The organism is Paenibacillus radicis (ex Xue et al. 2023) (assembly GCF_024722015.1).
GTDB lineage: Bacteria > Bacillota > Bacilli > Paenibacillales > NBRC-103111 > Paenibacillus_S.
The window spans coordinates 193,369-219,672 of sequence record NZ_JANQBD010000012.1 but is presented as its reverse complement, the minus strand read 5'-3'; the positions used below and the strand labels follow the sequence as shown (position 1 = coordinate 219,672).

At 45.8% G+C, this 26,304-nt stretch carries 26 protein-coding genes; 24 read left to right on the top strand and 2 right to left on the bottom strand.

Translation table 11 applies throughout. The features are described 5' to 3' along the window. Positions 1-32 precede the first annotated feature (32 nt). The 10 genes from NV381_RS17780 to NV381_RS17735 all read left to right on the top strand — a co-directional run bounded on the left by NV381_RS17780 (position 33) and on the right by NV381_RS17735 (position 9,501). On the top strand, positions 33-758 hold the full coding sequence (locus NV381_RS17780; RefSeq protein ID WP_258214628.1) for an SDR family oxidoreductase: 726 nt from the start codon (positions 33-35) through the stop codon (positions 756-758). A 225-nt stretch (positions 759-983) separates the two neighbouring features. Then, positions 984-2,300: a hypothetical protein gene (locus NV381_RS17775; RefSeq protein WP_258214627.1), complete on the top strand. Its 1,317-nt coding sequence runs from the start codon at positions 984-986 to the stop codon at positions 2,298-2,300. A gap of 127 nt (positions 2,301-2,427) precedes the next feature. Further along, a complete protein-coding gene (locus NV381_RS17770) occupies positions 2,428-3,468 on the top strand; it encodes a zinc-dependent dehydrogenase (protein WP_258214626.1) in 1,041 nt (346 codons plus the stop codon). A gap of 92 nt (positions 3,469-3,560) precedes the next feature. Then, complete coding sequence (locus tag NV381_RS17765; protein ID WP_258214660.1) at positions 3,561-3,971, top strand: cupin domain-containing protein; 411 nt, start codon at positions 3,561-3,563, stop codon at positions 3,969-3,971. Between the two features lie 92 nt (positions 3,972-4,063). Then, complete coding sequence (locus NV381_RS17760) at positions 4,064-5,086, top strand: Gfo/Idh/MocA family oxidoreductase (protein WP_258214625.1); 1,023 nt, start codon at positions 4,064-4,066, stop codon at positions 5,084-5,086. Positions 5,087-5,106: 20 nt separating this feature from the next. Continuing rightward, entirely contained in the window at positions 5,107-6,066 is a 960-nt protein-coding gene (locus tag NV381_RS17755; RefSeq protein ID WP_258214624.1) for a phosphotriesterase family protein, read from the top strand. Between the two features lie 22 nt (positions 6,067-6,088). After that, positions 6,089-7,042 (top strand): shikimate dehydrogenase family protein, encoded by a 954-nt coding sequence (locus tag NV381_RS17750; RefSeq protein ID WP_258214623.1) that lies wholly within the window; start codon positions 6,089-6,091, stop codon positions 7,040-7,042. 14 nt (positions 7,043-7,056) lie between these two features. Beyond that, a complete protein-coding gene (locus NV381_RS17745; RefSeq protein ID WP_258214622.1) occupies positions 7,057-7,638 on the top strand; it encodes a glucose-6-phosphate isomerase in 582 nt (193 codons plus the stop codon). A gap of 14 nt (positions 7,639-7,652) precedes the next feature. Next, positions 7,653-8,591 carry a phosphoglycerate dehydrogenase gene (locus tag NV381_RS17740; RefSeq protein ID WP_258214621.1) on the top strand — a complete coding sequence of 313 codons (939 nt, stop codon included), beginning with the start codon at positions 7,653-7,655 and terminating at the stop codon, positions 8,589-8,591. A 118-nt stretch (positions 8,592-8,709) separates the two neighbouring features. Then, positions 8,710-9,501, top strand: a complete 792-nt coding sequence (locus NV381_RS17735) for a DeoR/GlpR family DNA-binding transcription regulator (protein ID WP_258214620.1) — start codon at positions 8,710-8,712, stop codon at positions 9,499-9,501. Here the strand turns inward: NV381_RS17735 and NV381_RS17730 are convergent. Beyond that, positions 9,498-10,298 (bottom strand): DeoR/GlpR family DNA-binding transcription regulator, encoded by an 801-nt coding sequence (locus tag NV381_RS17730; RefSeq protein WP_258214619.1) that lies wholly within the window; start codon positions 10,296-10,298, stop codon positions 9,498-9,500. The genes NV381_RS17735 and NV381_RS17730 overlap by 4 nt on opposite strands. Positions 10,299-10,585: 287 nt before the next feature. On the opposite strand from NV381_RS17730, the gene NV381_RS17725 reads away from it, so the two are divergent. The 12 genes from NV381_RS17725 to NV381_RS17670 all read left to right on the top strand — a co-directional run bounded on the left by NV381_RS17725 (position 10,586) and on the right by NV381_RS17670 (position 21,859). Continuing rightward, complete coding sequence (locus tag NV381_RS17725) at positions 10,586-11,758, top strand: Gfo/Idh/MocA family protein (RefSeq protein WP_258214618.1); 1,173 nt, start codon at positions 10,586-10,588, stop codon at positions 11,756-11,758. Then, positions 11,751-13,262 carry a xylulokinase gene (locus NV381_RS17720; protein ID WP_258214617.1) on the top strand — a complete coding sequence of 504 codons (1,512 nt, stop codon included), beginning with the start codon at positions 11,751-11,753 and terminating at the stop codon, positions 13,260-13,262. The genes NV381_RS17725 and NV381_RS17720 overlap by 8 nt, the downstream gene beginning before the upstream one ends. Positions 13,263-13,286: 24 nt before the next feature. Continuing rightward, complete coding sequence (locus tag NV381_RS17715; RefSeq protein ID WP_258214616.1) at positions 13,287-13,985, top strand: ThuA domain-containing protein; 699 nt, start codon at positions 13,287-13,289, stop codon at positions 13,983-13,985. Positions 13,986-14,582: 597 nt separating this feature from the next. Next, positions 14,583-15,065, top strand: a complete 483-nt coding sequence (locus NV381_RS17710) for a VOC family protein (RefSeq protein ID WP_258214615.1) — start codon at positions 14,583-14,585, stop codon at positions 15,063-15,065. 83 nt (positions 15,066-15,148) lie between these two features. Then, a complete protein-coding gene (locus NV381_RS17705; RefSeq protein WP_258214659.1) occupies positions 15,149-15,595 on the top strand; it encodes a VOC family protein in 447 nt (148 codons plus the stop codon). Between the two features lie 142 nt (positions 15,596-15,737). Next, positions 15,738-17,042 carry an ABC transporter substrate-binding protein gene (locus tag NV381_RS17700; RefSeq protein WP_258214614.1) on the top strand — a complete coding sequence of 435 codons (1,305 nt, stop codon included), beginning with the start codon at positions 15,738-15,740 and terminating at the stop codon, positions 17,040-17,042. 36 nt (positions 17,043-17,078) lie between these two features. Continuing rightward, positions 17,079-17,981: a carbohydrate ABC transporter permease gene (locus NV381_RS17695; protein WP_258214613.1), complete on the top strand. Its 903-nt coding sequence runs from the start codon at positions 17,079-17,081 to the stop codon at positions 17,979-17,981. An 8-nt stretch (positions 17,982-17,989) separates the two neighbouring features. Continuing rightward, on the top strand, positions 17,990-18,817 hold the full coding sequence (locus NV381_RS17690; protein ID WP_258214612.1) for a carbohydrate ABC transporter permease: 828 nt from the start codon (positions 17,990-17,992) through the stop codon (positions 18,815-18,817). 65 nt (positions 18,818-18,882) lie between these two features. Beyond that, entirely contained in the window at positions 18,883-19,347 is a 465-nt protein-coding gene (locus NV381_RS17685) for a VOC family protein (protein ID WP_258214611.1), read from the top strand. Positions 19,348-19,371: 24 nt separating this feature from the next. Beyond that, positions 19,372-20,073 carry an SDR family oxidoreductase gene (locus tag NV381_RS17680; RefSeq protein WP_258214610.1) on the top strand — a complete coding sequence of 234 codons (702 nt, stop codon included), beginning with the start codon at positions 19,372-19,374 and terminating at the stop codon, positions 20,071-20,073. A 96-nt stretch (positions 20,074-20,169) separates the two neighbouring features. Beyond that, on the top strand, positions 20,170-21,009 hold the full coding sequence (locus NV381_RS17675; protein WP_258214609.1) for a TolB family protein: 840 nt from the start codon (positions 20,170-20,172) through the stop codon (positions 21,007-21,009). Positions 21,010-21,067: 58 nt separating this feature from the next. Then, positions 21,068-21,859, top strand: coding sequence for a VOC family protein (locus NV381_RS17670; RefSeq protein WP_258214608.1), 792 nt, complete (start codon positions 21,068-21,070; stop codon positions 21,857-21,859). 72 nt (positions 21,860-21,931) lie between these two features. Here NV381_RS17670 and NV381_RS17665 read toward each other — a convergent pair whose 3' ends face one another. Next, entirely contained in the window at positions 21,932-22,774 is an 843-nt protein-coding gene (locus tag NV381_RS17665) for an AraC family transcriptional regulator (protein WP_258214607.1), read from the bottom strand. A 583-nt stretch (positions 22,775-23,357) separates the two neighbouring features. On the opposite strand from NV381_RS17665, the gene NV381_RS17660 reads away from it, so the two are divergent. Both NV381_RS17660 and NV381_RS17655 read left to right on the top strand, forming a co-directional pair. Continuing rightward, complete coding sequence (locus NV381_RS17660) at positions 23,358-24,536, top strand: Gfo/Idh/MocA family protein (RefSeq protein WP_258214606.1); 1,179 nt, start codon at positions 23,358-23,360, stop codon at positions 24,534-24,536. A 39-nt stretch (positions 24,537-24,575) separates the two neighbouring features. Further along, positions 24,576-26,255, top strand: a complete 1,680-nt coding sequence (locus tag NV381_RS17655; protein ID WP_258214605.1) for an extracellular solute-binding protein — start codon at positions 24,576-24,578, stop codon at positions 26,253-26,255. Positions 26,256-26,304: the final 49 nt, after the last annotated feature.

The following is a 26,304-nucleotide window of genomic DNA, read 5'->3' as shown; positions in this document are numbered from 1 at the left end:
TAAGCAGCTCGTTATGGAGGAGAGGGGACTCTATGAACATGGAAAGAGTGGCCGTTATCACGGGTGGGAGCCAGGGAATCGGACGGGCTGTCATGTACGCCCTGCTGGAGGAAGGGATGAAGGTGGTTTCCCTTGCGCGCAATCAGCAAAATCTGAACCTGGTGCTGGACTCCGTCCTGCCGAAATATAAGGATAGCGTGATGGGGATCCAGACGGATGTCAGAAACGAAGGGGAAGTTCATAACGCGATTGAGCAAGTGATGTCCGCTCACGGCCGTATCGATTATCTCATTAATTCGGCGGGGGTAAGCATGCGGGAGAAGCAGTCTCTGCAGGATACGGATGTGGAAGAGTGGAGAAGCATGATCGATATTAATTTGACGGGTACTTATTTGATGAGCCGTGAAGTGATTCCTAGAATGATGGAACGGGATTTCGGCTACATCATCAATATCCTTTCCACTGCTTCGTTCCGGACCGGCGCAGGCAACAGTTTGTACTGCGCATCCAAATATGGAGCCCGAGCCCTGACCGAATCCATGATTGAGGAAAACCGACGCTCCGGCATCCGGGTTACAGCGGTAAGCCCGGGTCCGGTCGACACCACGATATGGAATCATAAGAAAGAGCAAATAACGGAGGATAACCGTTCCACGATGCTTAAGGCAGATGATATCGCCAATATCATTACGTACTTGATCCATCTTCCATCGAGAGTTCATATCGACAATATCACAGTTACGCCTTGGCATCGATAACAAGGACAAACAACAAGCGAGATTCTTTTTGATAAAAAGGGTTTCGCTCTTTTGCTTTATACGGGAATAAATGAAAATAAACATTATAATTTTCACGTATTATCATATTGACGTTTCAATAAATGATAAAATATAATAGTATAAGATATAATATAATAGCATATAACAATATGATAGCGGTTGAGGTGTTGTTTCTGACAAGAGAATGACATGGGAGGTTTTACGATGAAAGCACGTTTAGTTCCGATGTATTTTGCAACTGCACGAGACCATGAATTTGATGATCAGCTGGAACGTTTGAAAACCTTACTTGCCGAAGAAGCGGAAATTTTGGAGCCCGTGGCCCTCGGTTCCCCGATTCCAGAAGCGGATGCCGTTGTGTTTCCACAATTGGTTGGGGAGGCTTACCGTGAAATTCATCATTTCAAGGAGATTAATATTCCGATTGTCGTCATTACGTCTGAATTTGGAACCGTTGCCATGTGGGATTGGGAGATTGTTACGTTTCTGAAATCAGAAGGGCTGCAGCCTTTCGCGCCGTACAATCTGGATTTGACGAAGACAATTTGCCGTACGCTTGGCTTAAAGCGGGAAATGAAGCAAAGCAAATTTCTCGTGTTTCAGGATAACCCGGGAGATGGTATGCAGGCCAGTATTTTCAAGCGTTTCTTCTGGTGGGAGGATGAGTGCGTCAGCCGCATTCAGGATAAATTCGGCATCGGCATTGTGAAAAAGAGCTTTAAGCAGCTGGCCGCCGATGCCAAAAGTATCGCCGACTCCGAGGCAGAAGAGGTGCTCAAAAGCTGGAGTATCCATACAAGCGGGGTTACGCCTCGAGCTTTTAACAGCGCTGTCAAAATGTATATTGCGGTCAAGCGTGAAATAGAAAACGACCGGAGTATTAAAGGCGTAGGCATCAACTGCCTCAATGAATCGGCCTATTCGGATACGACTCCATGTTTGGCGTGGAGTATGCTCTATGAGGAATTAGGAGTGATGTGGGGTTGCGAAGGCGATATTTTATCGCTTTTAAATAAATATATTATACATAAATCGATCAAGGCTCCCGTCGTCATGAGCAATTTGTATCCTTTCCTGATGGGAGATACTGCAATCAAGCATGAACGAATCAGTCATTTTCCTGAAGTGGAAGAGCCTGAGAATCACATTCTCGTAGGCCACTGCGGATTTTTTGCCTGTATGCCTAAGTCCTTTGCAAGCGAGTGGACACTTCGTCCGAAGGTGCTGGGCATCGTGGATGAAAACGCTACAGCCATTGACGGACGTTACCCGATTGGCGAACTGACCATTGCCGAAATGCATCCGACGCTTGGAAAGATGCTGGCAGTGGAAGGCATGCTTAAAGATTACGTTCAATATCCGGGTTCGGATTGCAGGAATGGCGCACTGTTGAAGGTGCCGAGCGGTCATAAATTGATGAGCTCGCTTTATTCTCACCACGGCATATTAATCCCGGGGCATAAAAAGGTAGAGCTTGAATTTATGTCTAAAGTGCTCAATATCGGATTGGAAGAAGTATGATTTACAGGTTGTTTTATGGGAAAATTTGTATTGACGACATACTATTAGTGGAGTTATGATAAATGATAATAAACAATAACAAATGATAAATTCTATCATGAATTACATTAAAAAAGGAGAATGACCTATGTTAGCAGCTTTGTTGTACGGTCCCGAGGATTTGCGGATTGAAGAGTATGCAACTCCCGAAATTAATGAGAACGAAGTTCTTTTGGAGGTGAAGCGGGCAGCCATATGCGGTACAGATGTCCGGATGTTTAAAAACGGTTACACGGGAATCAGCGCAAGCACGCCAAGAATTTTGGGCCATGAGATCAGCGGCGTCATCAAAGAGGTCGGCAAAAATATTACGAAGTACCAACCAGGCATGAGAATAACAGCGGCCCCCAATATGGGATGTGGTCAATGCGCTCGATGCGTAGGCGGCAACACACATCTTTGCAAGGAGTATCAAGCACTCGGCATTAATATTAACGGCGGGTTTACCCAATACGTGCGAATTCCTGAAGCAGCTGTAAGACAAGGAAACATTACGCTGCTGAAGGATCATGTCACTTTTGAAGAAGCGGCAATCGTGGAGCCTTTGGCTTGCGTGTATAACGGCTTTCAGCAGGTCAATGTGAAGCCCGGAGATTTTGTTCTGATTATCGGAGCAGGTCCGATCGGACTGATGCATGCGAAGCTGGCCAAAATGGCTGGAGCCTCCAAGGTAATCATCAACGACATTTCTGAGGAAAGGCTCGCCATGTGCAGGGAAATTGACGATGCCATTACAACAGTGAGCACTGATTTGAAGCCGTACATTATGGAGCTCACCAATGGGGAAGGCGTTGATGTACTAATTACCGCTTGTCCGGTTCCACAGGTGCAATCGAGCTCGCTTGACTTGATGGCGATAGGCGGAAGAATTAACTTTTTTGGAGGGCTTCCCAAAGATAAAGAAATCGTCCCGCTGAATACGAACATTATTCATTACAAGCAATTGATCGTTACCGGCAGCACGAGGTCCAGCATCCTGCAGTTCAGAAAAGCGCTTGAGTTTGTTGAGAACAAGCTGGTCGATGTGAAGCCGTTGATCTCCGCCAGCTTTACCTTAAATCAAATCGATAAAGCTTTCGAACATGCGACCAGAGGCATTGGCTTGAAAAACATCATTACTGTCAATTAATTCGAAATCTGCTTGTTCCCTCATTATTTTGCTGGCCATTATATTTATTATAAAATCATTCATTATTTAAGGAGATGATTGTTTTGGCTTATGTGGTTAGAGGAAGAAAAGATGTCGTGAATTTCCCTGTGGACGATTGCCATGATGGTGAAGGAACTATCTATGTAAGGCAGCTGCTCGGGTACGAGCCTTTGCTGCCGGTTCCGGGAAATCCGGATGATTTTGATTCGTTGATCAACTTTATGCATGAAACGACGCTGCCGGTAGGAACCACAATCGGCCTCCATCCGCACGAAGGCAATGAAGAAATTTATTATGTGGTGGAAGGCAAGGGGGAAATGACGGTTGACGGCAACACATTCGTCATGGAGCCGGGTACCGCTTGCTTAACGAAGAGCGGAAGCAAGCATACCTTCCGTAATATCGCCGACACCGAACTGAAAATTGTCGTTATTGAAGCAGTATTCGATAAAAAAGATAAGAAGAATAAACCTCAGCATTAAGGGGAATGGCGGCTGTCTCTTAAAGTGGGTGTACCGTCTGCTCTAAGGGACAGCCTCAGCCTTATCCCAATAACCGATAAGAGGAGAAAATCATGATGAAACGGGACATAAGAGTGTGCATTATCGGGGCCGGACGCGCAGGCATGATTCATGCAGTCAATTTCAGAAAAAACGTACCGAACGCCGTCTTAGCAGCGATCGCAGACCCGAATGAACAGGCTGCGAAGCAAGCGGCTGAAAGCCTTGGAATACATACCTATTATACGGATTATAAAGAAGCACTAAAAAGTGATGCGATTGATGCGGTTGTTGTGGTTACGCCAACGATTTATCACCGCAATATTGTGGTTGAAGCTGCAGAAGCGGGCAAGCATGTGCTGTGCGAAAAGCCGATGGGCATGATTGAAAGCGAATGCGAAGACATGATCCAAGCGGCGAATAATAATCGCGTAAAGCTTCAGATCGGATTTATGCGCCGATTCAACGAAAGCTTTATGCAGGCGAAGGAAGAAATCGAAGCCGGATTAATCGGGGATGTCGTGATGGTTCGATCGTTGACGAGAGGCCCGAGCATTCCCCAGCCTTGGATGTACGATCTTAAGAAAAGCAACGGCCCGCTCGCTGAAGTGAACAGCCACGATATTGATACACTTCGCTGGTTTATCGGCGCGGAGTTTGAAAGCGTATATGCGATAGCGGGCAACTACAGATGCCCGGAGGCTAAGGAGCAGTTCCCCGACTTTTACGATAATGTGGTGCTGAATGCGAGATTTACGAACCAAAAGCAGGGAGTGATCGACGGGGCGGTTTCCGTAAAATACGGATACGATTCCCGAGTAGAGATTCTCGGCACGGAAGGCGTTATTTTTATCGGTCAGGTGCACGAAAAAACGATCTTAACCGCCAATCGGAATGGAATAACCAGGCCGGTTATGAATAGTTGGAGATCGTTGTATAAAGATGCGTATTTGGCGGAGGATGCACACTTTGTGGAATGCATTCTGGAAGACAAGGAGCCGAAGGTGACGGGGCATGACGGCAAGATGGCAGTTAGTGTTGTGAATGCCGGGAACAAGTCCATCAAGGAAGGCCAAATCGTTCGTTTGACATCATGATGCGAAGGATGTGACAGGAGATGGCCATTCAGACGGTGTTAGGCTCGATCGATAAAAAAATGCTGGGATTTTGCCACAGCCATGAGCATTTATTTGTAGCCAATGGCAAGCCTGCCCAAATAAACGCTGCGCTTCGCATCGACGACTTGGACAAAACGATGGAGGAATTGCTGCTGTTTCGACAGATCGGCGGGAACAGCATTGTGGATGCCCAGCCGTTAGGCTGCGGAAGAATGGAAATGAATCTCATCGAAGCTTCACTGAGATGCCATATCCATATAATTGCCGCTACAGGATTTCACAAGCTTGCCTTTTATGCTGAAGACCATTGGATCTATCGTTACGATGAAGCTGCGTTAGCCGATGTGTTTATCCATGAATTGACCCATGGGATGTTCGTCCATAGCGATAGGCAGGATCCCCGTGATTCGGTCCGGTCCAAGGCGGGTATTATCAAGACGGCTATAGATGAAGAACGTATGGCCGACCCCGAAAAAAAATGGTTTCGCGCTACCGCCCGGGCGGCACTGGAGACGGGGACACCCTTACTGTGCCATACCGAATCCGGCGAGCAAGCTGTGGCGCTGGTCGACTTTTACCGGGAGCAAGGCATCCCGGCGAGACAAATCATTATATGCCATCTGGATCGAACTCTGGATCAAATGGAAACGCACAAGCAACTGGCGAAGCAGGGTGTTTATCTCGAATATGATACCATCGGCAGATACAAGTATCATAGCGACGAGCAAGAGGCGGAGTTAATTAAAGATATGGTGGACAGCGGTTTCGAGGACCTTCTTTTATTAGGTCTGGATACGACAAGGGCAAGATTGAAGAGCTATGGCGGCGACATCGGGTTGGACCATATTTCACGCCGTTTTCTCCCGCTGCTGAAGCAGTATGGCGTAGCTGAATCGGCAGTTGCCAAAATGATGATTAACAATCCGGCGGTCGCATTTGAAAACAAATTATCCAAGTAAGTGTTAGAAGGGAGAGAGAAAGATGAGTTTACCTCCAAAGGCAGCACAACCGACCTTGTATTTTATAGGCGTAACGACAACACAATCCTCCATAATGAAATTGTTTCCCTTATGGGCGCGCGAACTCGGATTGAAGGATGCCGCCATTAAAGGTATTGACATAGAGATTCATGCCGATCCGCAAATTTATCGCGATTGCATTCAGTTTATTAAAGACGATCCGCTATCTTTGGGTGCACTCGTAACGACACACAAGATTGATTTATACAACGCCGGTAAAGATTTATTCGAATACCTGGACCCTTATGCGGCTATGTTCGATGAAATTTCGTCTATTTCCAAGAACGAAGGACGGCTTGAAGGCTACGCCAAGGACCCGATTTCCAGCGGTTTGTCTCTCGAAGCATTCATTCCCGACAACTTCTGGAACGATTACAATGGGGAGATTTTCATTATGGGGGCTGGCGGGAGCGCATTGGCGATCAGCTCTCACTTGACAGATAAGAAGCATGGGGATAACGTGCCTTCCAAAATCATCATCAGCAACCGCAGCGAGCCGAGACTGCTTTCTGCGGAAAAATTGCTGGGACAAATCGATACGTCGGTTGAGTTCGAATATCATTTATGTCCTGACCCTGCCGACAATGACGCTATTTTAAAACGCTTAAAGCCGTATTCCTTGGTCATTAACGCCACCGGCTTAGGAAAGGACCGCCCAGGCTCCCCATTGACAGATACTTGCGAATTTCCGCAAAACGGCGTCGTTTGGGAATTGAACTACCGGGGCGAGCTGGATTTCATGCATCAGGCATTAAAGCAAAAGGATATGAAGAAGCTCCATGTGGAGGACGGTTGGATTTACTTTATTCACGGCTGGACGCAGGTTATCGCGGAAGTATTCCATACGGGAATCAAAGGTGAAATCTTCGACCGGCTGGAAAAAACCACAATGGATTTAAGAACGGCAAAAAACTAAAGGAGCGCGAGGCTATGGAACAGCTGGAGCCTATACTAAAGCCTTTTTCATTATATTTTAGCCTTAACAACGGGTTGTCCGACACGACTCCTTCATTAAAGAGGCATCTGTCGAAGATGAAAGGAATGTACGCTGATGATCAAGCCTACGCCGCTATGACGGCAGACGGGGATCCGCTGCTTTATGAATTTTATGAGCTGGGCGTTCCGGAGCAGCCGGGCAATCTGGCTTTCGGAACGAGCATCGTTTATCCGGGCAAGGTGGGAAGCGAATATTACATGACGAAGGGCCATTTCCATACGATATTGGATACAGCGGAGGTGTATTACTGCATCGGCGGTAAAGGATACATGCTGATGGAGAACCCCGAAGGGGATTGGACCGCAGAGGAATTTACACCGGGCAAAGCCGTATACGTGCCTGGCCGTTATGCCCACCGCAGCATCAACATTGGCAATGAACCGCTGATTACTTTCTATGTGTTTCGCAGCGACGCCGGACATGATTACGGCTCGATTGAAACGAAGGGCTTCCGAAAAATCGTGGTTGAGCAGGATGGAAGGCCGATCATTATCGATAATCCGAAATGGAAATAAGGATGTGAAGGCTTATGGCTCGAAAGATTTTGGTCACCCCCCGGTCCTTTGGCCAAAACAGCTCAGCTCCCCTGGATTTGCTTAAGGAGCAAGGGTTCGATGTTGTCCTGAACCCGCACGGAAGAATATTGACGAAGGAAGAAATGATCTCGCTCATTTCGGAGATAGACGGCGTCATCATTGGAGTCGATCCGCTGGATAAGGAGGTTTTACAGCATGCCCGTAAGTTAAAGGTCATTTCCAAGTATGGTGTTGGAACGGATAATATCGATCTGGAATTTGCAGGTGAGCTGGGAATACCTGTCACTACGACGGTTGGAGCTAACAAGGAAGCTGTCGCTGATTTTGCCTTCGCCTTAATGCTGGGCGTCGCCAGAAAGCTGACGATGATTGATCAGGAATGCAGAAAGCTGAACTGGGTGAAATTAACGACCGTCGACATGTGGAATTCGACATTGGGTTTGATCGGCCTCGGCAATATCGGCAAAGGCGTGGCTCGGAGAGCCAAAGGCTTTAATATGAAGGTTCTTGCTTATGACACGGTTACAGACGAGGAATATGCCGCAGACAACCGGATCGAGTATGTATCCTTCGAACGGGTTATACAGGAATCCGATTTTATCAGCCTGCACCTTCCATTAATTCCGGCTACCCGGCATATCATCGGCCGTCGTCAATTTGAAATGATGAAGAAGACCGCGGTTCTTGTCAACACGGCTCGTGGAGGCTTGATTGACGAAGAAGCCTTGTACTGGGCATTGAAGGAAAATAAGATTTGGGGTGCTGGCATCGATGTGTTTGAACAGGAGCCGCCGGCCAAGTCAGAGCTTCTGGAGCTGGCTCAGCTGATTATCGGCTCACACTGCGCTGCATCGACGCTTGACGCGATTGACAATATGGGAATAATGGCTTCCGCCAACCTGATCGAAACCTTTGCGAAGGAAGCCATGTGATGAAATACTTGCGGTATAGGGGAAACGGTGTGGCCTGTATAATCGAATCGAAAAATATTAAAAAGTCGGTTCATGGCGTTGAAGTGTTAGAAGGGGTTGAGCTGGGAGGTGACCGTATTTGTCAAATAGCAATAAAGGACATTTATTTGCAGAAGAGAGGAAGAGCGAAATTATTGAATTGATCAAAGAGCGGGATAAAATCCTGGTGCCTGAATTGGTTCGCCATTTTAAGGTGTCACCGGCAACGATTCGGAACGATTTGAGAGACTTGGAACAAATGGGTTTAATCAAAAGAACACACGGAGGGGCGCTTTCGCTGGACTTTCCCAGTGTAGGATTTGAGAAGGAGACGACTATCAAGGGTAGTGAAAACTTGATTCAGAAGCAATCGATCGCACGGCAGGCGTTGGAGTACGTGGAAGAAGGCGATATTATTGTTCTCGATGCGGGGACTACCTCAATCGAGCTGGCAAAGCTGTTGAAGAATAAAGATAATATTACGGTTGTTGTTAATGATATTGATATCGCAGCTTGCTTTGATGAGGCGGAGGGAATTCAGGTTCTGATCATCGGAGGTATCTTAAGAAAAAAGTTTCATTGTACGGTAGGACCGTTTGCGACTAAAACATTAAACGAGCTTAATGTTGATAAAGCGTTCCTGACAACAAACAGCTTGAGCATAGATAGAGGCTGTACAACGCCGGACATTGCCCAAGCCGAAGTGAAGAAAATCATGGCGCAAATTGCCTCGCAGGTCATCGTCCTCTGTGACAGCAGCAAAATCGGGATCAATTCCTTCGTGCAATTCATCCCGTTTACCGAAATCGACCTGTTGATTACGGATCATTGTATTACCTCGGAGGAGCTGCTAAATCTGGTAAACTCCGGTCTCGATGTGGTGGTCGCCTAAGCTTCGCTGATGACCACTTCAATGCCTAAGCTTTGCAGCTGCTCCAGATGGGAGGAATCGATTCCCGGGTCCGTGATTAGAGTGGTGATTTGGGAAGGAGCAGCAAATTGCACGAAGGAGCTTTTTCCGATTTTACTGCTGTCCGCAAGCAAGATAGTGTTTGTGGAAATTTCAATCATTTTCTTTTTAATTTCTGCCTGATTGACATCGGGCGTTGTGCCTCCACGAGTCATGCTGAAGCCGTTGACGGCCAGAAACACTTTATCGACATTGATTTCCGATAGCATCTTAAGGGCAAACGGACCGACGGTTGAGCGAAATTTTTTGCGGACGTTGCCGCCGATGAGCACGACTTGAACATGTTCATACTCTTCGAGCACATGTGCGATATCGATATCGTTGACGATCACAGTAATGTGCATATTTTTTAACATTTTGGCCAATTCCAGCGTGGTCGTACCGGTGTCCAAAATAATAATGTCGCCTTCTTCGATGTAATTCAAAGCCGATTTCGCAATCATTTTCTTTTGTTCGATGTGTTCCACCGACTTTTGTTGATTGACCATCTCGAAGCCAACCTTTTCGCTTTCAATCGGAATGGCCCCGCCGTGCGTTCTTTTAATCAAATGGAAGCCTTCCAATTCACGCAGATCGTTTCGGATGGTGGCGGGAGAAACATTAAAATGAGCGACTAAATCGGGAACAAACACCTTGCCTTTGAAGTTTACGAGCTTAATAATTTCATTCTTTCGTTCTTCCGCAAAAAGGATATGGGATGGATTATCGGATGGGTTCATAATGCCTTCCCCTTTCTTAATATATTTTATTATATATTACCATTAACGAATAAGTTGAAGCAATTGGAGTTGTTGGTTATTCACTATTTAACAAATATAGCAGTAACATAAAGGAACTTATTTGAATTTTCTTCGGATAAACAGCTGAATAAAGCGAGATTTTCATCAATCAAATGTAATGCTGAGCAAATGGTTAGAGTGAGGACGCAAGCGCAATCATTTTTGTTATCAATGGGTAAGTACAAAGTTGTAGTCGTTTCTCGATTCCCGATAAAGGAGTGAATTCCATGAACAAATTAAATGTAGCGTTGGTTGGCTATAACTTTATGGGTAAAGTTCACAGTCATGCGATGGATAATGTGTCGTTTTTTTTCAAAAGCGAGCTGCAGCCAGTCAAGAAGGTTATTGTCGGCCGAACGGAGCATCTCGTCAAGCAGGCGGCAGAAAACTTCGGTTGGGAATCTTACGAGACGGATTGGCGCAAGGCCATTCACAGGGAAGATATTGATGCGGTGTTAATTTGCAGTTCTACGAATACGCATATGGAAATAGCCATTGAGGCTGCTGCTGCGGGCAAGCACATTTTGTGTGAGAAGCCTCTTGCTCTCACGGCGGTGGAAGCCAAAAAAATGCTTGATGCAGCGGAAGCGGCAGGGGTCGTTCACATGCTGGGCCATAACTACCGCAGAGTTCCCGCGATCTGCTTGGCTAAAAAGCTGATTGATGACGGCAAGCTAGGGGAGCTGTATCATTTTCGCGGTGTGTACCTTCAGGATTGGCTGCTCGATCCCCAGTTCCCGACAAGCTGGAAGCTGGATAAAAACATTGCCGGCTCCGGCCCGCACGGCGACCTGAACGCGCATTTAATCGATCTCGCCAGATATTTGGTTGGAGAGGTGGACCAAGTGGTGGGAATGGAAAAAACATTTATTACGAAACGCCCCAAAGTAAAAGTCGATGCAACTTTGGGTGCGGACTTCTCAAAGGTCAAGGGTGACGTAGCTGAAATGGTAGAAGTTACGGTCGATGATACGACGTCATTTTTGGCGAAATTTAAAAACGGCACCATGGGCACGTTCGAGGCGACCCGGATGGCGGGCGGCCGGAAAAACTATGAGCAGATTGAAATTAACGGTACGAAAGGGTCTCTGGTATTCAATTTCGAACAGATGAATGAGCTGCAATATTGGAGCAAGGAAGACGATGTGGAGGTTCAAGGCTTCCGTAAAATTTTGGCTACCGAGGATGTTCATCCCTATGTGCATGCTTGGTGGCCACCGGGTCACATTATCGGCTATCAGAATACGTTTGTAAATCAGCTGGCCGATTTCATCGATGCGATCCGGCAAAATAAAGCCGCTTCTCCTAATTTCTATGACGGTTGGCTTAACAATCAGGTACTGGATGCGGTAAGCCGGTCGACGAAGTCGCTAACATGGGAAAAGCCTGACCATGAATGAGCATTATTTCATCGGGGTCGATATTGGCACTCAGGGCAGTAAGGCCGCCGTTGTTTCCGGCCATGGAGCATCTATCGCTCAGGCGCAGAGACCGATTCGGTTGATTACCTCTTCCGACGGCTCGGTAACCCAGGACCCTCAAGAGATCTTCGCCTCAGTGGTAGAAGCGGTGAAAGAAGCGGTAACAAGCGCAGGAATCGAGCCCCGCCAAGTACAGGCCATCAGCTTGGATGGCCAAATGGCGGGAATTATGGGGATTGACGATCACTGGGAGCCTGTCACCCCTTATGATTCCTGGCTGGATACCCGCTGTGAAGCCTATATGCCGATGATGAAACAATTCGGCGAGGAAAATCTGATCCGGATTACCGGCTGCCCGGTTACTTATGCTCCAGGACCCAAAATACTTTGGTGGAAGCATGAGCGGCAGGACATCTACAACCGGATCTCCAAATTCGTGACGCTTTCCGGGTATATTGCCGGGCGGCTTGCGGGGTTGAACGCCAAAGACGCTTTTATAGATTTTACGCATCTGCATTTTATGGGCTATGCCGACGTGCAGCAAAAACAATGGTCCGATCCATTGCTGGAATTTTTCTCCGTTGACAAGGACAAAATGCCCGCGATCACCGATCCGTGGCGCATCATAGGTGCATTGACCAAACAGTCGGCGCAATATTGCGGTTTAATCGAGGGGATCCCGATTGCGGCCGGCTGCGGGGATACAGCGGCCAGCATTTTCGGAGCGGGGGTCGTCAAGCCCGGCTTGATGTTTGATGTCGCCGGAACGGCTTCGGTGCTGGCCTGCTGCGTGGACCGGTATCAACCGGACACTGTGAGCAAAACCTTAGTATACGCACCTTCGGTCATACCGGGTTTATGGACGCCTTTGGCTTATATTAACGGAGGCGGCCAATGTCTGGAATGGTTCCGGGAGCAGGTTGGCGGTGGTCGGCCTGACGCTGGCTTCGACACATTGAACGAAGAGGCGAAAGCGGAGGCTCCGGGCTGTAACGGGCTGTTCTTCGTGCCGCATTATGGCGGGAGAGTATGCCCGAACAATCCTTTTCTGAGAGGTAGCTGGACGGGGTTGCACTGGTCTCACGGAAGAAAAAGCATGTACCGGGCTATACTGGAATCGGTTGCCTTCGAGTACAGCCACTATTTGGACACCTTGAAGGAGCTGCTGGGCAGCGCCTCCTTTTCGCAAATTATCGGTGTTGGAGGAGGTACCAAAAGCAGATTATTTAATTCCATCAAATCCGATGTTCTGTCCGTTCCTTACACTAGGCTGGAGCGATCGGATACAGCTGCACTGGCGAACGCCGTCATTGCCGGCTATGGGGTGGGGGCTTTTACGCGCTTGGATGTCATTAAATCATTTGTTACATACAGCGATGTTATGACGCCTAACAGCGTCAACCATGAAAGCTACGTGAGCATCGCGGCAACCTATAAGGTTCTGCTGGAACATATGACCCAATTCTATCAAATGACAAAATAACGAATAGGAAGAGGAGTTATTACTATGCCAAATCATGTGACGAAGGTGCTTTTGATTTCAGGAAATGAAAACCATAAATGGCATCATTGGGAGGAAACGACTCCGCTCATTCAGGAATCGCTGCAGGAGGATGAGCGCATCACCGTAACCGTCTCGCTTAACATTGAAGTGCTGGCTGAGGATGCATTGTTTACATACGATGTGCTTGCACTGAATTATTGCAATTGGAAGGATCCGTCCCAATTGAGCGATGGCGCCAAGGCCAATGTTATCAAGTTTGCGGAAGAAGGGCGCGGCATTGTGGTGCTGCACTTTGCCAATGGTGCGTTTCACTTTTCCTTGCCTGAGGGTGGAGAATCAGACTGGCCGGAGTACCGCCGCATTGTGCGTAGAGTATGGAATCATCATGGGAACAGCAAGCATGACAAATATGGCGAATTTTTCGTTAACATAACGAATGATTCCCATCCCATTACGCAAGGCATCACGCCGTTTGCGATTACGGATGAATTGTACTTCAATCAGGAGGGTGAGGAGCTGCCGCCGCTTTACACGGCGAAATCCAATATAAGCAATCAAGATGAACCGCTAGCGTGGGTGACGCAATACCGCAATTCTCGCGTATATCAAACGCTGCTTGGCCATGACGGAAAAGCTTACGCTGTTCCCCAGGTGCGTGAAATGCTGCGCCGTTCCGTGCTTTGGACGGCCAACCGGCTGTAAGTGAGCATGGCCTGCTATTTACAAATAGGATTCGAAGGATGGAATTGCATAAATAAGGACCCGGAGTGAATCAGAGTTATTATTTGTTATCATATACTATTGTGTGAACAATATATTTTGATGATATAGTGTTGATGCTTAATTATTTGTCATATATATTAAAATAGGAAATCAAATGATAGGATATGATTTTAAATGAAAATATAATCAGTAATTATCGAGAACAATCAACATGTGTTTGAGAAATGAGGATGATACTCTTGCATGTAGGAGGTGATCTAATCTCAAGGTGCTGGGCGGTTTTAAGCTTTTACTTGAATGCAGCTGAGAGTGGAAATGTAAACGCTTCCTATCTATTGGCAGCATTCAGGTAAACATCGCAGATTACAGGGATGAAATTCACTTTAGGTGGACTATGGAATCTTCTTGACGGAGTTGAACAAGCTGTCGCAAGACACTCTACTGCTGCTTGAGCATCTGCCCAATGCGCAGGAATACAAGCTGGGAGTGGAACTATATCCGAACTGTTGCCAAAAGAAAACCACATCTCGTTGTAAAGGTATCTAATGAATCTACTATACTTTGGAGGGATTTGTTTTGGACGCTATAAAGTCTGTAGGCAGTAAAACGATTGTGAAGCTTGGTATCGTAGTGGACAATGTGGAAGAAGCGGCATCCTATTATGCCAAAATATTCGGAATGGAAATGCCGGAAGTATCGACGCCGGGTCCCGAAGCTCCGCCTGATCCATCCGGCAAAGCTTATACCTGGTACCAGGGAAGCGACAGAAAACCCCGCTGCAAGGTAGCGAAAATATATACGGAGCCTGTTTATCTCGAGCTGATCGAGCCTCTGCCGGACGTGCCGAATCCATTTACGGACTTTAAAGAGAAGCATGGGCAAGGCGTATATTTCATTTCATTTTATATCGACGGATTCGAGCAGCATGTGCAATTTATGGAGGAATTAGGGATGCCACTTACGTTCAAGCAGGATAAAGGGCATGAAAGATATGCCTATTTCGATTCTATTGCCCAATTGGCCCTTACGCTGGAGTTCAAAGAAGTCGGGTCCCGATAAGCTTAGGAAAATGAATACCGGATTTACTGGATTTGCCTACTATAACGAAAAGAGGGATTGTCTTGGAAAATAATAAAAACCTGATGGGTACGGATATCGTCGCTCAAATCGCGGTGCTTGTAAATGATATTGAAACAACGAGCCAAGCCTACGCGGACTTTTTCGGCATCGAAAAACCACAGTGGAAATTGACGGATACATTGGATAAAACGCAAGCAACTTACAATGGTGAGCCAGCGGAAGCAAGGGCCAAGCTTGCCTTTATCAAATTCGGCAATATTACGATTGAACTGATTGAACCAGACCATAATCCTAGTACCTGGCGCGAAGTTCTGGATGAGAAGGGTGAGGGCTTTCACCATATCGCATTCCGGGTGGATGGTTTGAAAAGCATCGTGGGTGAAATGGAAGACCGCCAAATGCCTTTGATTCAGAAAGGTGAGTATACAGGTGGACGGTATGCTTATATGGATACATTCAAGGATCTGAAGCTGATTATTGAGCTGCTGGGCAATGATATCAAACCATAAGCTTCCGGTTGTTTGAAAAGTCGAAAGTTTTACCGATGGGAAAGGAATAGGCACAGCATGTTTCAATTCGACAGCGATAGTGCATTAATTTCTTTCCCATTTTTTAGGTAGATAAGCCAAAATTAAAAAGGGAGATGAAAGGATGAAAAAGACAATGACATTTTCACGACTTAGCGTTGGGCTGCTGGCGGGGGTGATGCTGGTTATAAGCGGCTGCTCAAGCAGTAATCAAAGTGCACCATCGACAACAACACCTGCGCCGGGGAAAGGGGATCAACCTGCAAAAACGGAGGCGCAAGGTCCGGTTACACTCACCGTATGGATGGGCAGTTGGTGGGCTGAAAAAGTGCCGGAAATTGTTAGCGCGTACAAAAAAGATTATCCTAACGTTACACTAAAAATTGAAACCTTGCCCATTAACGGTTACCTCGATAAAGCTATTTCCAGCGAACTGGGCGGCAACTCTCCGGATGTTCTTGACTTGGATATTACGATGCTTCCCGCTATGGCTGGAAAAGACATGCTGGAGACATGGGATAATTATATCAAGGATCTCGATGTCAACGATTTCCATGCTGGGGCCTGGAATGGAAGCAAGATCAACGGGAAAATGTATGGTTTGCCGAACCGTGGGGAATCTTCCGTATTTTTCTACAATAAGACGATGTTTGATGAGGCAGGAGTTTCTTACCCGACGGATAACTGGACTCAGGAAGATATGCTGGAAATGGCCAAGAAAATTACCGTTGCTGGCAAAAAGTACGGGGTTGGCATCGCCGCTTCCAATAGTGATCCATCCAACGTATTCTCGTCTTTTTCTCCTGTTCTCTGGTCCTATGGCGGCGATTTCCTGAACAAAGAAAACACCGAAGCCATCATCAATAAACCGGAAGGCGTCAAAGCGATTACCTTCTGGACAGAGCTGTATACGAAGCATAAGGTCGTGCCTGAAGGAAGCGTCAATTTTGCCCTGACCAAAGACGTCATGCCGATGTTCCTGAACAATCAAGTGGCAATGATGCCGAACTCCAGCAGTATGGTCGATATGCTGAAGAAGAACCCTCAAGTTAAATGGGGAATGGTGCTGCAGCCGAATAAATTCGGACGTACCGGAGGCTGGTCATTTACACTTCCGAAGAGCTCGAAAAACAAAGACGCGGCTAGACAGTTTGTCCTTTGGTACATGAAGCCGGAAAACATGGGGAAATTGAACGTGGTGTTCCCATCGCGTAAATCGGCAACTAACGTTCCTCCATGGAGCGAGCCGGAAATGCAGTTCCTTCTCTCAGCTGCGCCATATCAGAAGGCGATGCCTGCTGTTGCAGCCTGGACCGAAATGCAGACGGTCATCGTCACCGAGCTCCAGAAGGTGCTGACCGGTGCGAAGACTCCTCAGCAGGCCGCCGATGAAATGGCCAAACAAATGAACGCTCTTTTGAAAAAATAGCAGCAGAGCTTGAAGGAAAGGAGTGGTATATGGGCTATGAACACCCTGCAAAAGATGGTATTGAAAAGAGGCCCAGTGTATGTTTTGATTCTGCCGTGCGTACTGCTACTGATCTTAATGATGATCTATCCCATTTATCAAACCCTCCGATTCAGTATATTTGAAGTGAAGCTTCCTGCCTTTGATTTGAAGTTTGCAGGGCTGGACAATTTCACGAAGGTTTTTTCGAAAGAAGAAATAACCACTGTCTTCAAAAATACGCTCCTTTGGATCGTTGGTGCGATTATATTGAAGTTTTTCTTAGGCTTTTGGGCGGCTATCATTTTCAATGTAAATGTGAAGGGCGGTATTTTCCTTCGGATTCTCTGCCTGATTCCCTGGACCGTTCCTTCTATCGTGTCCTCTAATTTATGGCGATGGATTTTCCAAAGCGATACTGGGCTGTTGAATGTGTTCTTCAGATCCTACGGAATGGAAGGTCTCAGCCATAATTGGCTTGGCGATCCCAATACGGCTTTGTACTCCGTTATGTTTGCCAGTGCATGGGCGGGTTTTCCGTTTGTTATGCTCATGCTGCTCGCCGGTATGCAGGGCATTCCCAAAGAGATGTTCGAGGCGGGTGAAATTGACGGAGCCAATAAGGTTCAGTTGTTCCGTTATATTACGATTCCGAGCTTGAAGCCGATCATCGTTATTGTTTTACTGCTGCAAATTATCCATAACCTTAACGCGTTCGATCTGTTATATGTGCTGACGGGCGGCGGACCTGGCGGGGCTTCGGAAATATTAGGGTTGTTTATTTATCGTATCGGGTTTACCAATTTTGATTTTGGGGGAGCCTCCGCAATCAGCGTCACACTGTTGGTTTTGGCCGTTATTTTCTTTGTGTTCTATGGGCTGATGAATTACAAGGTGAATAAACGGGGTGATGCAGGATGACCAAGAAAATGAGAGTTCGATTTCTGCAGCATGGCTTGGTATATATATCTGCTTTGATTCTTTGCAGCTTCTGCCTAATCCCCATCCTGTGGGGAATTAGTACTTCGCTGAAGCCCGATAATATGGTGTACGCCCAACCACCACAGTGGATACCGGACCCGATAGACTTTTCGCAGTATGCAAGCATACTTAAAAATAAGATGATGATGAGGTATTTTCTCAATTCTTCCATCATCGCAATCGGATCAACTGTATTTTCATTGGTTATCGGTATTATGGCGGCATATGGGTTTTCGCGCTTTAAGTTCCCGGGGAGGAACACCTTGCTCTGGTCGATTTTATTTACTCAGATTTTTCCACGCGTCGTTATTATTATCCCGTTCTATGTCACGCTTCGGAATTTGAATTTGCTTGGCACATACACAGGGTTGATATTAGTTTACCTGATCGTTGTTCTGCCGATTTCTGTTTGGCTGCTGAAAGGATTTATCGATAAAATTCCGTATGAAATGGAAGAAGCTGCGGTCATCGACGGCTGCTCGATTTTTGCACTGCTTTGGCGGATCGTGATTCCCATGACGTTCCCGGCGATCGCCGCTGTAGCGATGTATTCCTTCATCCTGGCATGGAATGAATTTTTATTCGCGCTCATTTTCAGCTCGGCGGAAACTCGGCCGGTTTCGGTTGGGTTGGCATTCTTTATCGACGAGCAGGGCGTTCGTTGGGGGCAGTTGATGGCCGCCTCCATTTTAATGAGTATTCCGGCGATCATTATTTTCTCACTAGCGCAGAAGCTGCTGGTGCGGGGGTTGAGCGAAGGCGCGGTCAAAGGCTAATCGTATGGCGCAGTTGTGCATGAATCACACCTAAAAAATCAAACCAATAAAAGGAGACGGTAAACATGGAAAAAATTTCAACAGACCAAATCGTTAAAATTGGTATTGTAGTCGAAAATATTGAGGAAGCTGTACAACATTATGCGGAAATTTTTAACATAGAAGTGCCGAAAGTGAGCGTGCCTAAACCGGATACCCAACCAGATCCGCGGGCATATACGATATTCCGGGGAGAGAAGCGGAAGGTTCGCTGCAAAACCGCCATCGTGCCGTTAAAGCCGATTTATATCGAACTGATTGAGCCGCTTGACGAACCAAGTCCTTGGAACGAGTTTAAAGAAGGGCATGGTCAGGGCGTTCATTATGTCGCCATGAATATCGAAGGCTTTGAAGAGCATATTCAATTGATGGAGCAGAAAGGAATGCCGATCATCCAGAAAACGGAGAAAGGTAAGGAGCGTTACGCTTATTTCGATACAGTCCAGAAGCTGGGTGTTACGCTGGAGTTTAAGGAAGTAGATAAAAATTAGTTTGAGAAAATTGGGGATGTGTGTATGAACATATTAATTACGGGAGCGAACCGGGGATTAGGCTGCCACCTTACCCAATTAGGGCTGCAAAGAGGTCACGTGATAATTGCTGGAGTAAGGTCGAAAGCAGCGTTGTCCGTGGAAATGAAACAGTTGAAGGAGCAGTACGGGGAATCCCTTCATTTCGTTGAACTTGAAGTGACAAGTGAATCATCCATTATAAATGCAGCCAGTGAAATCAAAGCTGTTGTGGGGATGCTCAATGCAATCATAAATAATGCAGCGGTGTTGCTGGGGAAAGAGAAGTTTATTGAAGAGCTCGACATGGACGATGTTCTTCAGTCGTTTGAGGTTAATACGTTCGGACCTATGCGAGTAGTCAAGCATTGCTTGCCACTTATGAGGATGGGGGAAGCTGGATTCATTATCAACATTTCGTCAGAAGCTGGAACCATTGTCAACGCATTCCCCACCAACTATCCTTACAGCATGTCGAAGACGGCCTTGAATATGTTCTCGGAGAGGCTCAAGGAGCATCTGAAGGATAAAGGAATCAGGGTGTATGCGGTTCATCCGGGATGGATTAAAACGGATATGGGCGGCGAATCGGCTCCGGGAAATCCCGATGATACGGCGAACGGCATTTATGATATTATGGAAGCAAAAGTAAATATCTACAGTAAAATAGCCTTTATTAATTTTTTAGGGAAGCCTATGCCGCTCTAGGTGGGACAGCTTGAAACTACAAGTTTCTTAAACAAAAAGAACGGGAGAGATACAATGAATACTTTAAAGGAACCTCGTAAGATCGCAACCCGCAACGTGATCAGCATACTTGAAACAGTGGATGTGCAGACCGGTGAACGTACGGCATTGGCCCAGTTCGACTACTTGATCGAAGCGCCGAACTGGACGCGTGACAGCAAACGGCTCATTTATAACAGCATGGGGCGCATTTATTCCTTCGACATCGACACACGAGAAAGCACGGTTATCGAATCGGGCTACGTCACGCGATGCAACAACGACCATGTGCTGTCTCCCGATAATTCGCACATCGCGGTTAGCCACAACACGCTGGAGGATGGCTTGTCCCGCATCTATGTATTCCCGCTAACGGGTGGCAATCCCGTGCTGATAACGCCCATTGCACCTAGCTACTTGCACGGCTGGTCACCTGATGGCAGCACATTGGCTTATTGCGCTGAGCGGAACGGGCAGTACGACATCTACACGATCGCGGTAACCGGGGGAGTTGAAACGCAGCTGACGGATTCTCCGGGTCTTGATGACGGTCCTGAATACTCGCCGGACGGTAAGCACATTTGGTTCAATTCCGTGCGTACAGGCTTAATGCAGGTATGGCGGATGAACGCCGATGGGAGTGAGCCAATACAGATGACTTTTGATGAGAGCAACAATTGGTTCCCGCATGTGTCTCCGGATGGTGAATCTGTAGCCTTTATTTCTTATAGCAAGGGCGATGTTGCTCCCGGCGACCATCCTGCTAACAAAAACGTCGAAATTCGGCTAATGCAAAGCGCTGGAGGTGAATTTCGTACGCTGGTTAAGCTGTTCGGAGGACAGGGCACAATCAACGTGAATTCTTGGTCGCCCGACAGCAGGCAGCTGGCGTTTGTGAGCTATCAGCTGAAGGAGTAGAAGAAGTTAGACTGATGTTAAGTACAGTAAAAATCTATATTGGGGAGAGGTTTATTGTATGATATACGAACTGAACCACGTTGGAGCATTCGTTACGGATGCAGAGAAATCTGTAGATTTTTACACTCGTATTCTTGGAGCGCAAATTGTGAGGGAAGCTTTGATTCCTTCCACTAACACCAAATGTATTTATGTACAAATGGCCGGGGGCATGATTGAGCTGCTGGCTCCGGGTGATGTTTCGTCCCGTTTGCATTACGGCTTCGATCACGTGGCCTTTATGACGAATAGTCTGGATGCTGATTATGAGAAAATAATTACGGCCGGCTATACGCCCTTTGTTGCTCCTAAAGTGGCTGGCTCCGGGCATGGCCGACTCGCTTTCTTAGGTGGCCCGAATGGAGAGCGCATTGAGTTGATCGAACGCGACGAAACCTATCGCAAGCCAGAGGTATCAAGCGATATTCTCAGCTTCGACCATATTTCGTTGCTGAGCAACGATGTGGTGGGAGCCGAAAAGTTCTATACCGAACAAACGGGCATGGCCACGCTGAAACGCTACTATTTGGAACCTCCAAGAGATTTGACGATGGTTTATATGAACCATGGCTATGATGTTCTTGAATTTTTGCATAAAACCGAACCCCAAACCGGCGATCCGATCGGCCATATCGCGCTGCGGGTGGATAGTGTGGACGCCATGGTTGAGAAGCTGTCTGGCCTGGGCGTCGTTTTCGAGCCGGGTTCGCCTAAAAATGCGGGAACCGGCTTGGGCCGCGTTGCCGTATTCAAAGGTCCGGACGGAGAGAAGATTGAGCTGGTCGATCGGAATGATTTAAGAGAAGTGTAATTGTAAATCCTAACGACTTTCCTTGGGATGCACGTGCTTCCCAGGGGAAGCCTTTCAATCCGGCTCATCAATTTACATAATATTTCCCAAATTGCCCTTGTATTTGCCAGGGGAGATCCCGACGGTTCGTTTAAACATTTTCAGGAAATTGGAATAGTCATTAAATCCGCATTTTCCACAAGTATCTGTGACGCTGTAGCCTTCAGACAGAATTTCCTTTGCTTTGGAGATTCTTTTGAAAAGAATGTATTCATGAATGTTGCTGCCGATATATTTCTTGAAAACTCGTCCCATATAAAACCGGTCCACATAGAACTTTTTGGAGAGGGATTCTAGGGTAAGGTCGTTTTCCAAATTCATGTCAATATAGTCCAATAATGAAATTAATAATTCCGGCATAGTGGAGATGTTTTCCGAGAGGTTATTGTCCATAAATACAATATTGATCAAAACTAGTACTTCGATGAGATAATTTAGCTTTAAAATTTCATATCCGGCATTGTTTTTGAGCTGTTCCATTTGATTAAAGAGACGCAGCAATTCTTTGATCTGACTTGGTTTAAGAGAAATCTTGTTCTGCTGGCCTTTTGGTTTATTTAGAAAGCAGCTCAGGAGATCAAGCCGTGGGGAATTATAAGTGCGGACGATATGGGGTGCAAACTGCAACGTTATTCTTTCATATAACCTGTCATTTTTAAAGGACGGCTTATGAATTTCCTGATTATTTGTGATCATTAAATCTCCATACTTTAAAGGATACATACTCTTTTCAACAAAATAGTTCACATCACCTGATATTAAAAAATAAATTTCAAACTCATCATGCAAATGAAAGTTAACGTTGTTCAGGTTGGGATTATAAAGTTTATGCTCATAGAGAATGCATTCGTCTATACTTTCATAAGCCAGGTTCATCAGCATTACCTCACTTTAGAATAAAATAGGTGCCAATTTACATTCTTTGTAATAATAGAGTAGTATATAGGATTTACAATTTCCTTGTATATTTTGATGATAATATGGACTAAATTGATGATTTCGTGAGTGACTATACTAAAAGGTTGATTTGCATCCATCTCTTCAGGAGATAGATGCATTTTTTTGATATTGAACGTATTTAAAAGATTCAAGCACGGGTTGAACTCTCCTGTCTCTTCATGAAATACTGGTTTTAAAACATGGCTTCAAAGTGCAAATTAATGTCCGTTTTTGATAAATACAACCAAGTGAAAAATAAATTAAACTATCTTTAGATTAACTGTCCATGTAAGTGAAAAAAAGGTGCTGAATCATCTATAGTACGAATGGAAACTGCACAAAAAACAATATTTTAATCACAAAAAACTATGATATATCTTTAAATCTATTTTAGAATAGCAGTGTAATGGTATTTATCCTTTATCTTCCTAATTTGTATGTAAATCTTGTTTATGTATGCGCTTTCGTCATGTTTTGTACATTTTGCACTTACAGTTCAAATTAAATGGAGGGCTATTGTATGAGTACATTAAGTAAAGTGAAGCTGGGAGTCGTTGGATTAGGCGGGATGGGAAACAGTCATCTAAGATATTTGATTCAAATGGATAACGTAGAGCTCGTAGGCGTATGTGATGTTGTCAAGGAAAATGCCGATAGCACAGAAGCGGTATACAATACTAAAGCTTATTACAGCCATACGGAGCTTTTTGAGAAATCAGGCATAGAGGCTGTGTTAATAGCAGTGCCGCATTACGATCATACGCCTATATCCATTGATGCCTTCAATAGGGGGATTCATGTTCTTTGTGAAAAACCTATTGCCGTGCATGTAAATGATGCCAAGAAAACGATCGCTGCTTATGAGTTGGCAAGGGAAAAAGATCCAACCCTTATTTTTGGGATTATGTTTCAAGAAAGGACGCTGCCTTTTCATAAGAAGATTAAAGACATCATCGATGGCGGAGAGCTCGGGAAATTAATAAGAGCCACCTGGATTAATACCAAATGGTTCAGATCTCAGCTTTACTTCGATAGCGGCGATTGGCGTGCTACTTGGGCTGGGGAAGGCGGAGGGATTCTGACCAATCAATGCCCGCATAATCTGGATCTATACCAATGGTTATTTGGCGTGCCGGCACGCATCAACGGATTCGCACATATTGGAAAATACCATGATATCGAAGTCGAAGATGAAGTGACGGCATACTTCGAGCATGACAATGGAATGGTTGGACATTTTATAGTAACCACTGCAGAAACTCCTGGATCAAACCGGATGGAGATTGTAGGAGAGTACGGAAAACTGATCTATGAAGATAATAAAATTGTTTTTTACAGAACCCGGGAGTCCATGCTTCGGTTTATCAAAGAATCTCAAAGCAGGATGGGTAATGTTGAGAATTGGTACACTGAAATCCCTGTAGATGTAAGCGTTCCCAGCGGGCATAGACTAGTTACGGAGAAGTTCATTGCAGCTATCCAGAATGGAGGTGGAGAACTCATCGCGCATGGACCAGAGGGGATCAACGGGCTAACCATTGCAAATGCGATTATGCTTTCTTCGTTTAACGATCAAACCATCAGGCTGCCTATAGATGCAGATGAATATGAAAAGAAACTGAATGAGCTTATCAAAAGCTCGAAATACGAGAAGAAGGTTAACAAAGATGGAGCTATGGATATCAGCTATTCCCAGTAATAGCCTGGTAACTAATATAATTTATAGGGGGAACTATCAATGAAAGGTAAACTCCGTAAGGCCTCAGCTTTTACACTTTCCTTTGCATTACTTGCAAGTGTATTTTCGGGATGCAGCTCTAATACTGCACAGCCGACGAGCTCGACACAGAAAAGTGATGATGCAAGTATCAGTACAGTTCCACTACCGATAGTCAGTAAACCCATTACTTTAAGAATGTTTGTGGCGATGGATGCCAAAGTAGCGGCAACAATGAAAAATTATAATGAAATAGCCGTGTTTAAAGAGTTGGAAAAAAGAACGGGCATACATATTGATTTCATTCATCCCGCATCTATGGATGCGGCAGCTGTCAAAGAGCAGTTCAATCTGATGATTGCGTCAGGCGATATACCGGATCTTATTTACTATAATTGGATAGGCGATTATAACGGCGGTCCTAACAAAGCTATCAAGGATGGCGTAATTATGCCGCTTAATGAGCTGGTGGATAAATACTCGCCCAATCTCAAAAAATTTATGAATTCCGATCCCAGAGCTAATAAACAAATGCGTACAGACGATGGTACGATCTATGTGTATCCCGAGGCACAATCACCGGATCAGTTTGCGAAGGTAAACCCAAATCCTAACCCGGCTTTCCAGACATTCGGATGGCAGATAAGACAGGATTGGCTGGAGAAATTAAGCTTAAAATCACCGGAAACAATTGAAGATTGGTATGAAGTGTTAAAAGCTTTTAAAACTAAAAATCCTAGCGGCAGCGGGAAAAATGACGAGATACCTCTCGCACCTAAAGGAGCGGGAGACCTGCAGAACTGGGTAAGGGCATGGGGGATCAATTATGGTTTCTATCATGATTCCGGTACAGTTAAATTTGGACCTTATACGCCTGAATATAAGGAAGCGCTTACGACGTTAGCCAAGTGGTATAAAGAAGGCTTGATTGATCCGGATTTTGCATTAACGGACGGCAAGCAATTTGATGCCAAAGTAATGGGGAACCGTGCAGGCTCTTGGACGGGATCCACATCTGGAACATTCGGAAGATTTGTTCAGCTGATGAAAGCCAAAGATCCCACTGTGAAATTATTGGGAACGGTTCCGCCTTATGTCAAAGGAACGAAATCTTATAATTTCAATGTAGATGAAATCAAGATTGCCAGCGGCGGCGGGGTGGCCATATCCGCTAAAAGCAAATACGCTAAAGAAGCTGCTATGTGGTTGGACTATGGCTATAGTCCTGAAGGATCGCTGCTCAATACATTTGGTATCGAGGGACAGAGCTACAAAATGGTGAATGGCTCGCCTCAATTACTCCCTGAAATCACGAATAATCCGAAGGGCTTGTCTATTGATGAGGCATTATCGCAATATTCCAGAGGATCTGGCGGCTTAGCCTTCGTAATGACACCTGAGATATGGCATCAACGTATGGCATTGCCTGAGCAGCAGCAAATTATTGGCTTATGGAAAGCAGGTTCATACGACAGAACAATGCCTCCTGGAGTAACGCCAACGGTTGAGGAATCAACCAAAATAGCATCCATCCTGTCTACAGTCAACACCTACAGGGATGAGCAGTTCCTTAAGTTCGTTATGGGTCAGACGCCACTCAGTGAGTTTGATAATTACATGAAGTCATTAAAGGGTATGGGAATAGAAGATGCAATAAAAATTCAACAGGCCGCATATGACAGATATATAGCCCGAAAATAAAATATTTGCTGTCTGACCATAACCATACGGGGTGACCGTTCATCCCCGT

Excerpts from the sequence above, each read along its gene's own strand:
- NV381_RS17780 (WP_258214628.1), top strand. The coding sequence starts at position 33 with ATGAACATGGAAAGAGTGGCCGTTATCACGGGTGGGAGCCAGGGAATC.
- NV381_RS17775 (WP_258214627.1), top strand. The coding sequence starts at position 984 with ATGAAAGCACGTTTAGTTCCGATGTATTTTGCAACTGCACGAGACCAT.
- NV381_RS17770 (WP_258214626.1), top strand. The coding sequence starts at position 2,428 with ATGTTAGCAGCTTTGTTGTACGGTCCCGAGGATTTGCGGATTGAAGAG.
- NV381_RS17760 (WP_258214625.1), top strand. The coding sequence starts at position 4,064 with ATGATGAAACGGGACATAAGAGTGTGCATTATCGGGGCCGGACGCGCA.
- NV381_RS17755 (WP_258214624.1), top strand. The coding sequence starts at position 5,107 with ATGGCCATTCAGACGGTGTTAGGCTCGATCGATAAAAAAATGCTGGGA.
- NV381_RS17750 (WP_258214623.1), top strand. The coding sequence starts at position 6,089 with ATGAGTTTACCTCCAAAGGCAGCACAACCGACCTTGTATTTTATAGGC.
- NV381_RS17745 (WP_258214622.1), top strand. The coding sequence starts at position 7,057 with ATGGAACAGCTGGAGCCTATACTAAAGCCTTTTTCATTATATTTTAGC.
- NV381_RS17740 (WP_258214621.1), top strand. The coding sequence starts at position 7,653 with ATGGCTCGAAAGATTTTGGTCACCCCCCGGTCCTTTGGCCAAAACAGC.
- NV381_RS17730 (WP_258214619.1), bottom strand. The coding sequence starts at position 10,298 with ATGAACCCATCCGATAATCCATCCCATATCCTTTTTGCGGAAGAACGA.
- NV381_RS17725 (WP_258214618.1), top strand. The coding sequence starts at position 10,586 with ATGAACAAATTAAATGTAGCGTTGGTTGGCTATAACTTTATGGGTAAA.
- NV381_RS17720 (WP_258214617.1), top strand. The coding sequence starts at position 11,751 with ATGAATGAGCATTATTTCATCGGGGTCGATATTGGCACTCAGGGCAGT.
- NV381_RS17715 (WP_258214616.1), top strand. The coding sequence starts at position 13,287 with ATGCCAAATCATGTGACGAAGGTGCTTTTGATTTCAGGAAATGAAAAC.
- NV381_RS17705 (WP_258214659.1), top strand. The coding sequence starts at position 15,149 with ATGGGTACGGATATCGTCGCTCAAATCGCGGTGCTTGTAAATGATATT.
- NV381_RS17700 (WP_258214614.1), top strand. The coding sequence starts at position 15,738 with ATGAAAAAGACAATGACATTTTCACGACTTAGCGTTGGGCTGCTGGCG.
- NV381_RS17695 (WP_258214613.1), top strand. The coding sequence starts at position 17,079 with ATGAACACCCTGCAAAAGATGGTATTGAAAAGAGGCCCAGTGTATGTT.
- NV381_RS17690 (WP_258214612.1), top strand. The coding sequence starts at position 17,990 with ATGAGAGTTCGATTTCTGCAGCATGGCTTGGTATATATATCTGCTTTG.
- NV381_RS17685 (WP_258214611.1), top strand. The coding sequence starts at position 18,883 with ATGGAAAAAATTTCAACAGACCAAATCGTTAAAATTGGTATTGTAGTC.
- NV381_RS17680 (WP_258214610.1), top strand. The coding sequence starts at position 19,372 with ATGAACATATTAATTACGGGAGCGAACCGGGGATTAGGCTGCCACCTT.
- NV381_RS17670 (WP_258214608.1), top strand. The coding sequence starts at position 21,068 with ATGATATACGAACTGAACCACGTTGGAGCATTCGTTACGGATGCAGAG.
- NV381_RS17665 (WP_258214607.1), bottom strand. The coding sequence starts at position 22,774 with ATGAACCTGGCTTATGAAAGTATAGACGAATGCATTCTCTATGAGCAT.
- NV381_RS17660 (WP_258214606.1), top strand. The coding sequence starts at position 23,358 with ATGAGTACATTAAGTAAAGTGAAGCTGGGAGTCGTTGGATTAGGCGGG.
- NV381_RS17655 (WP_258214605.1), top strand. The coding sequence starts at position 24,576 with ATGAAAGGTAAACTCCGTAAGGCCTCAGCTTTTACACTTTCCTTTGCA.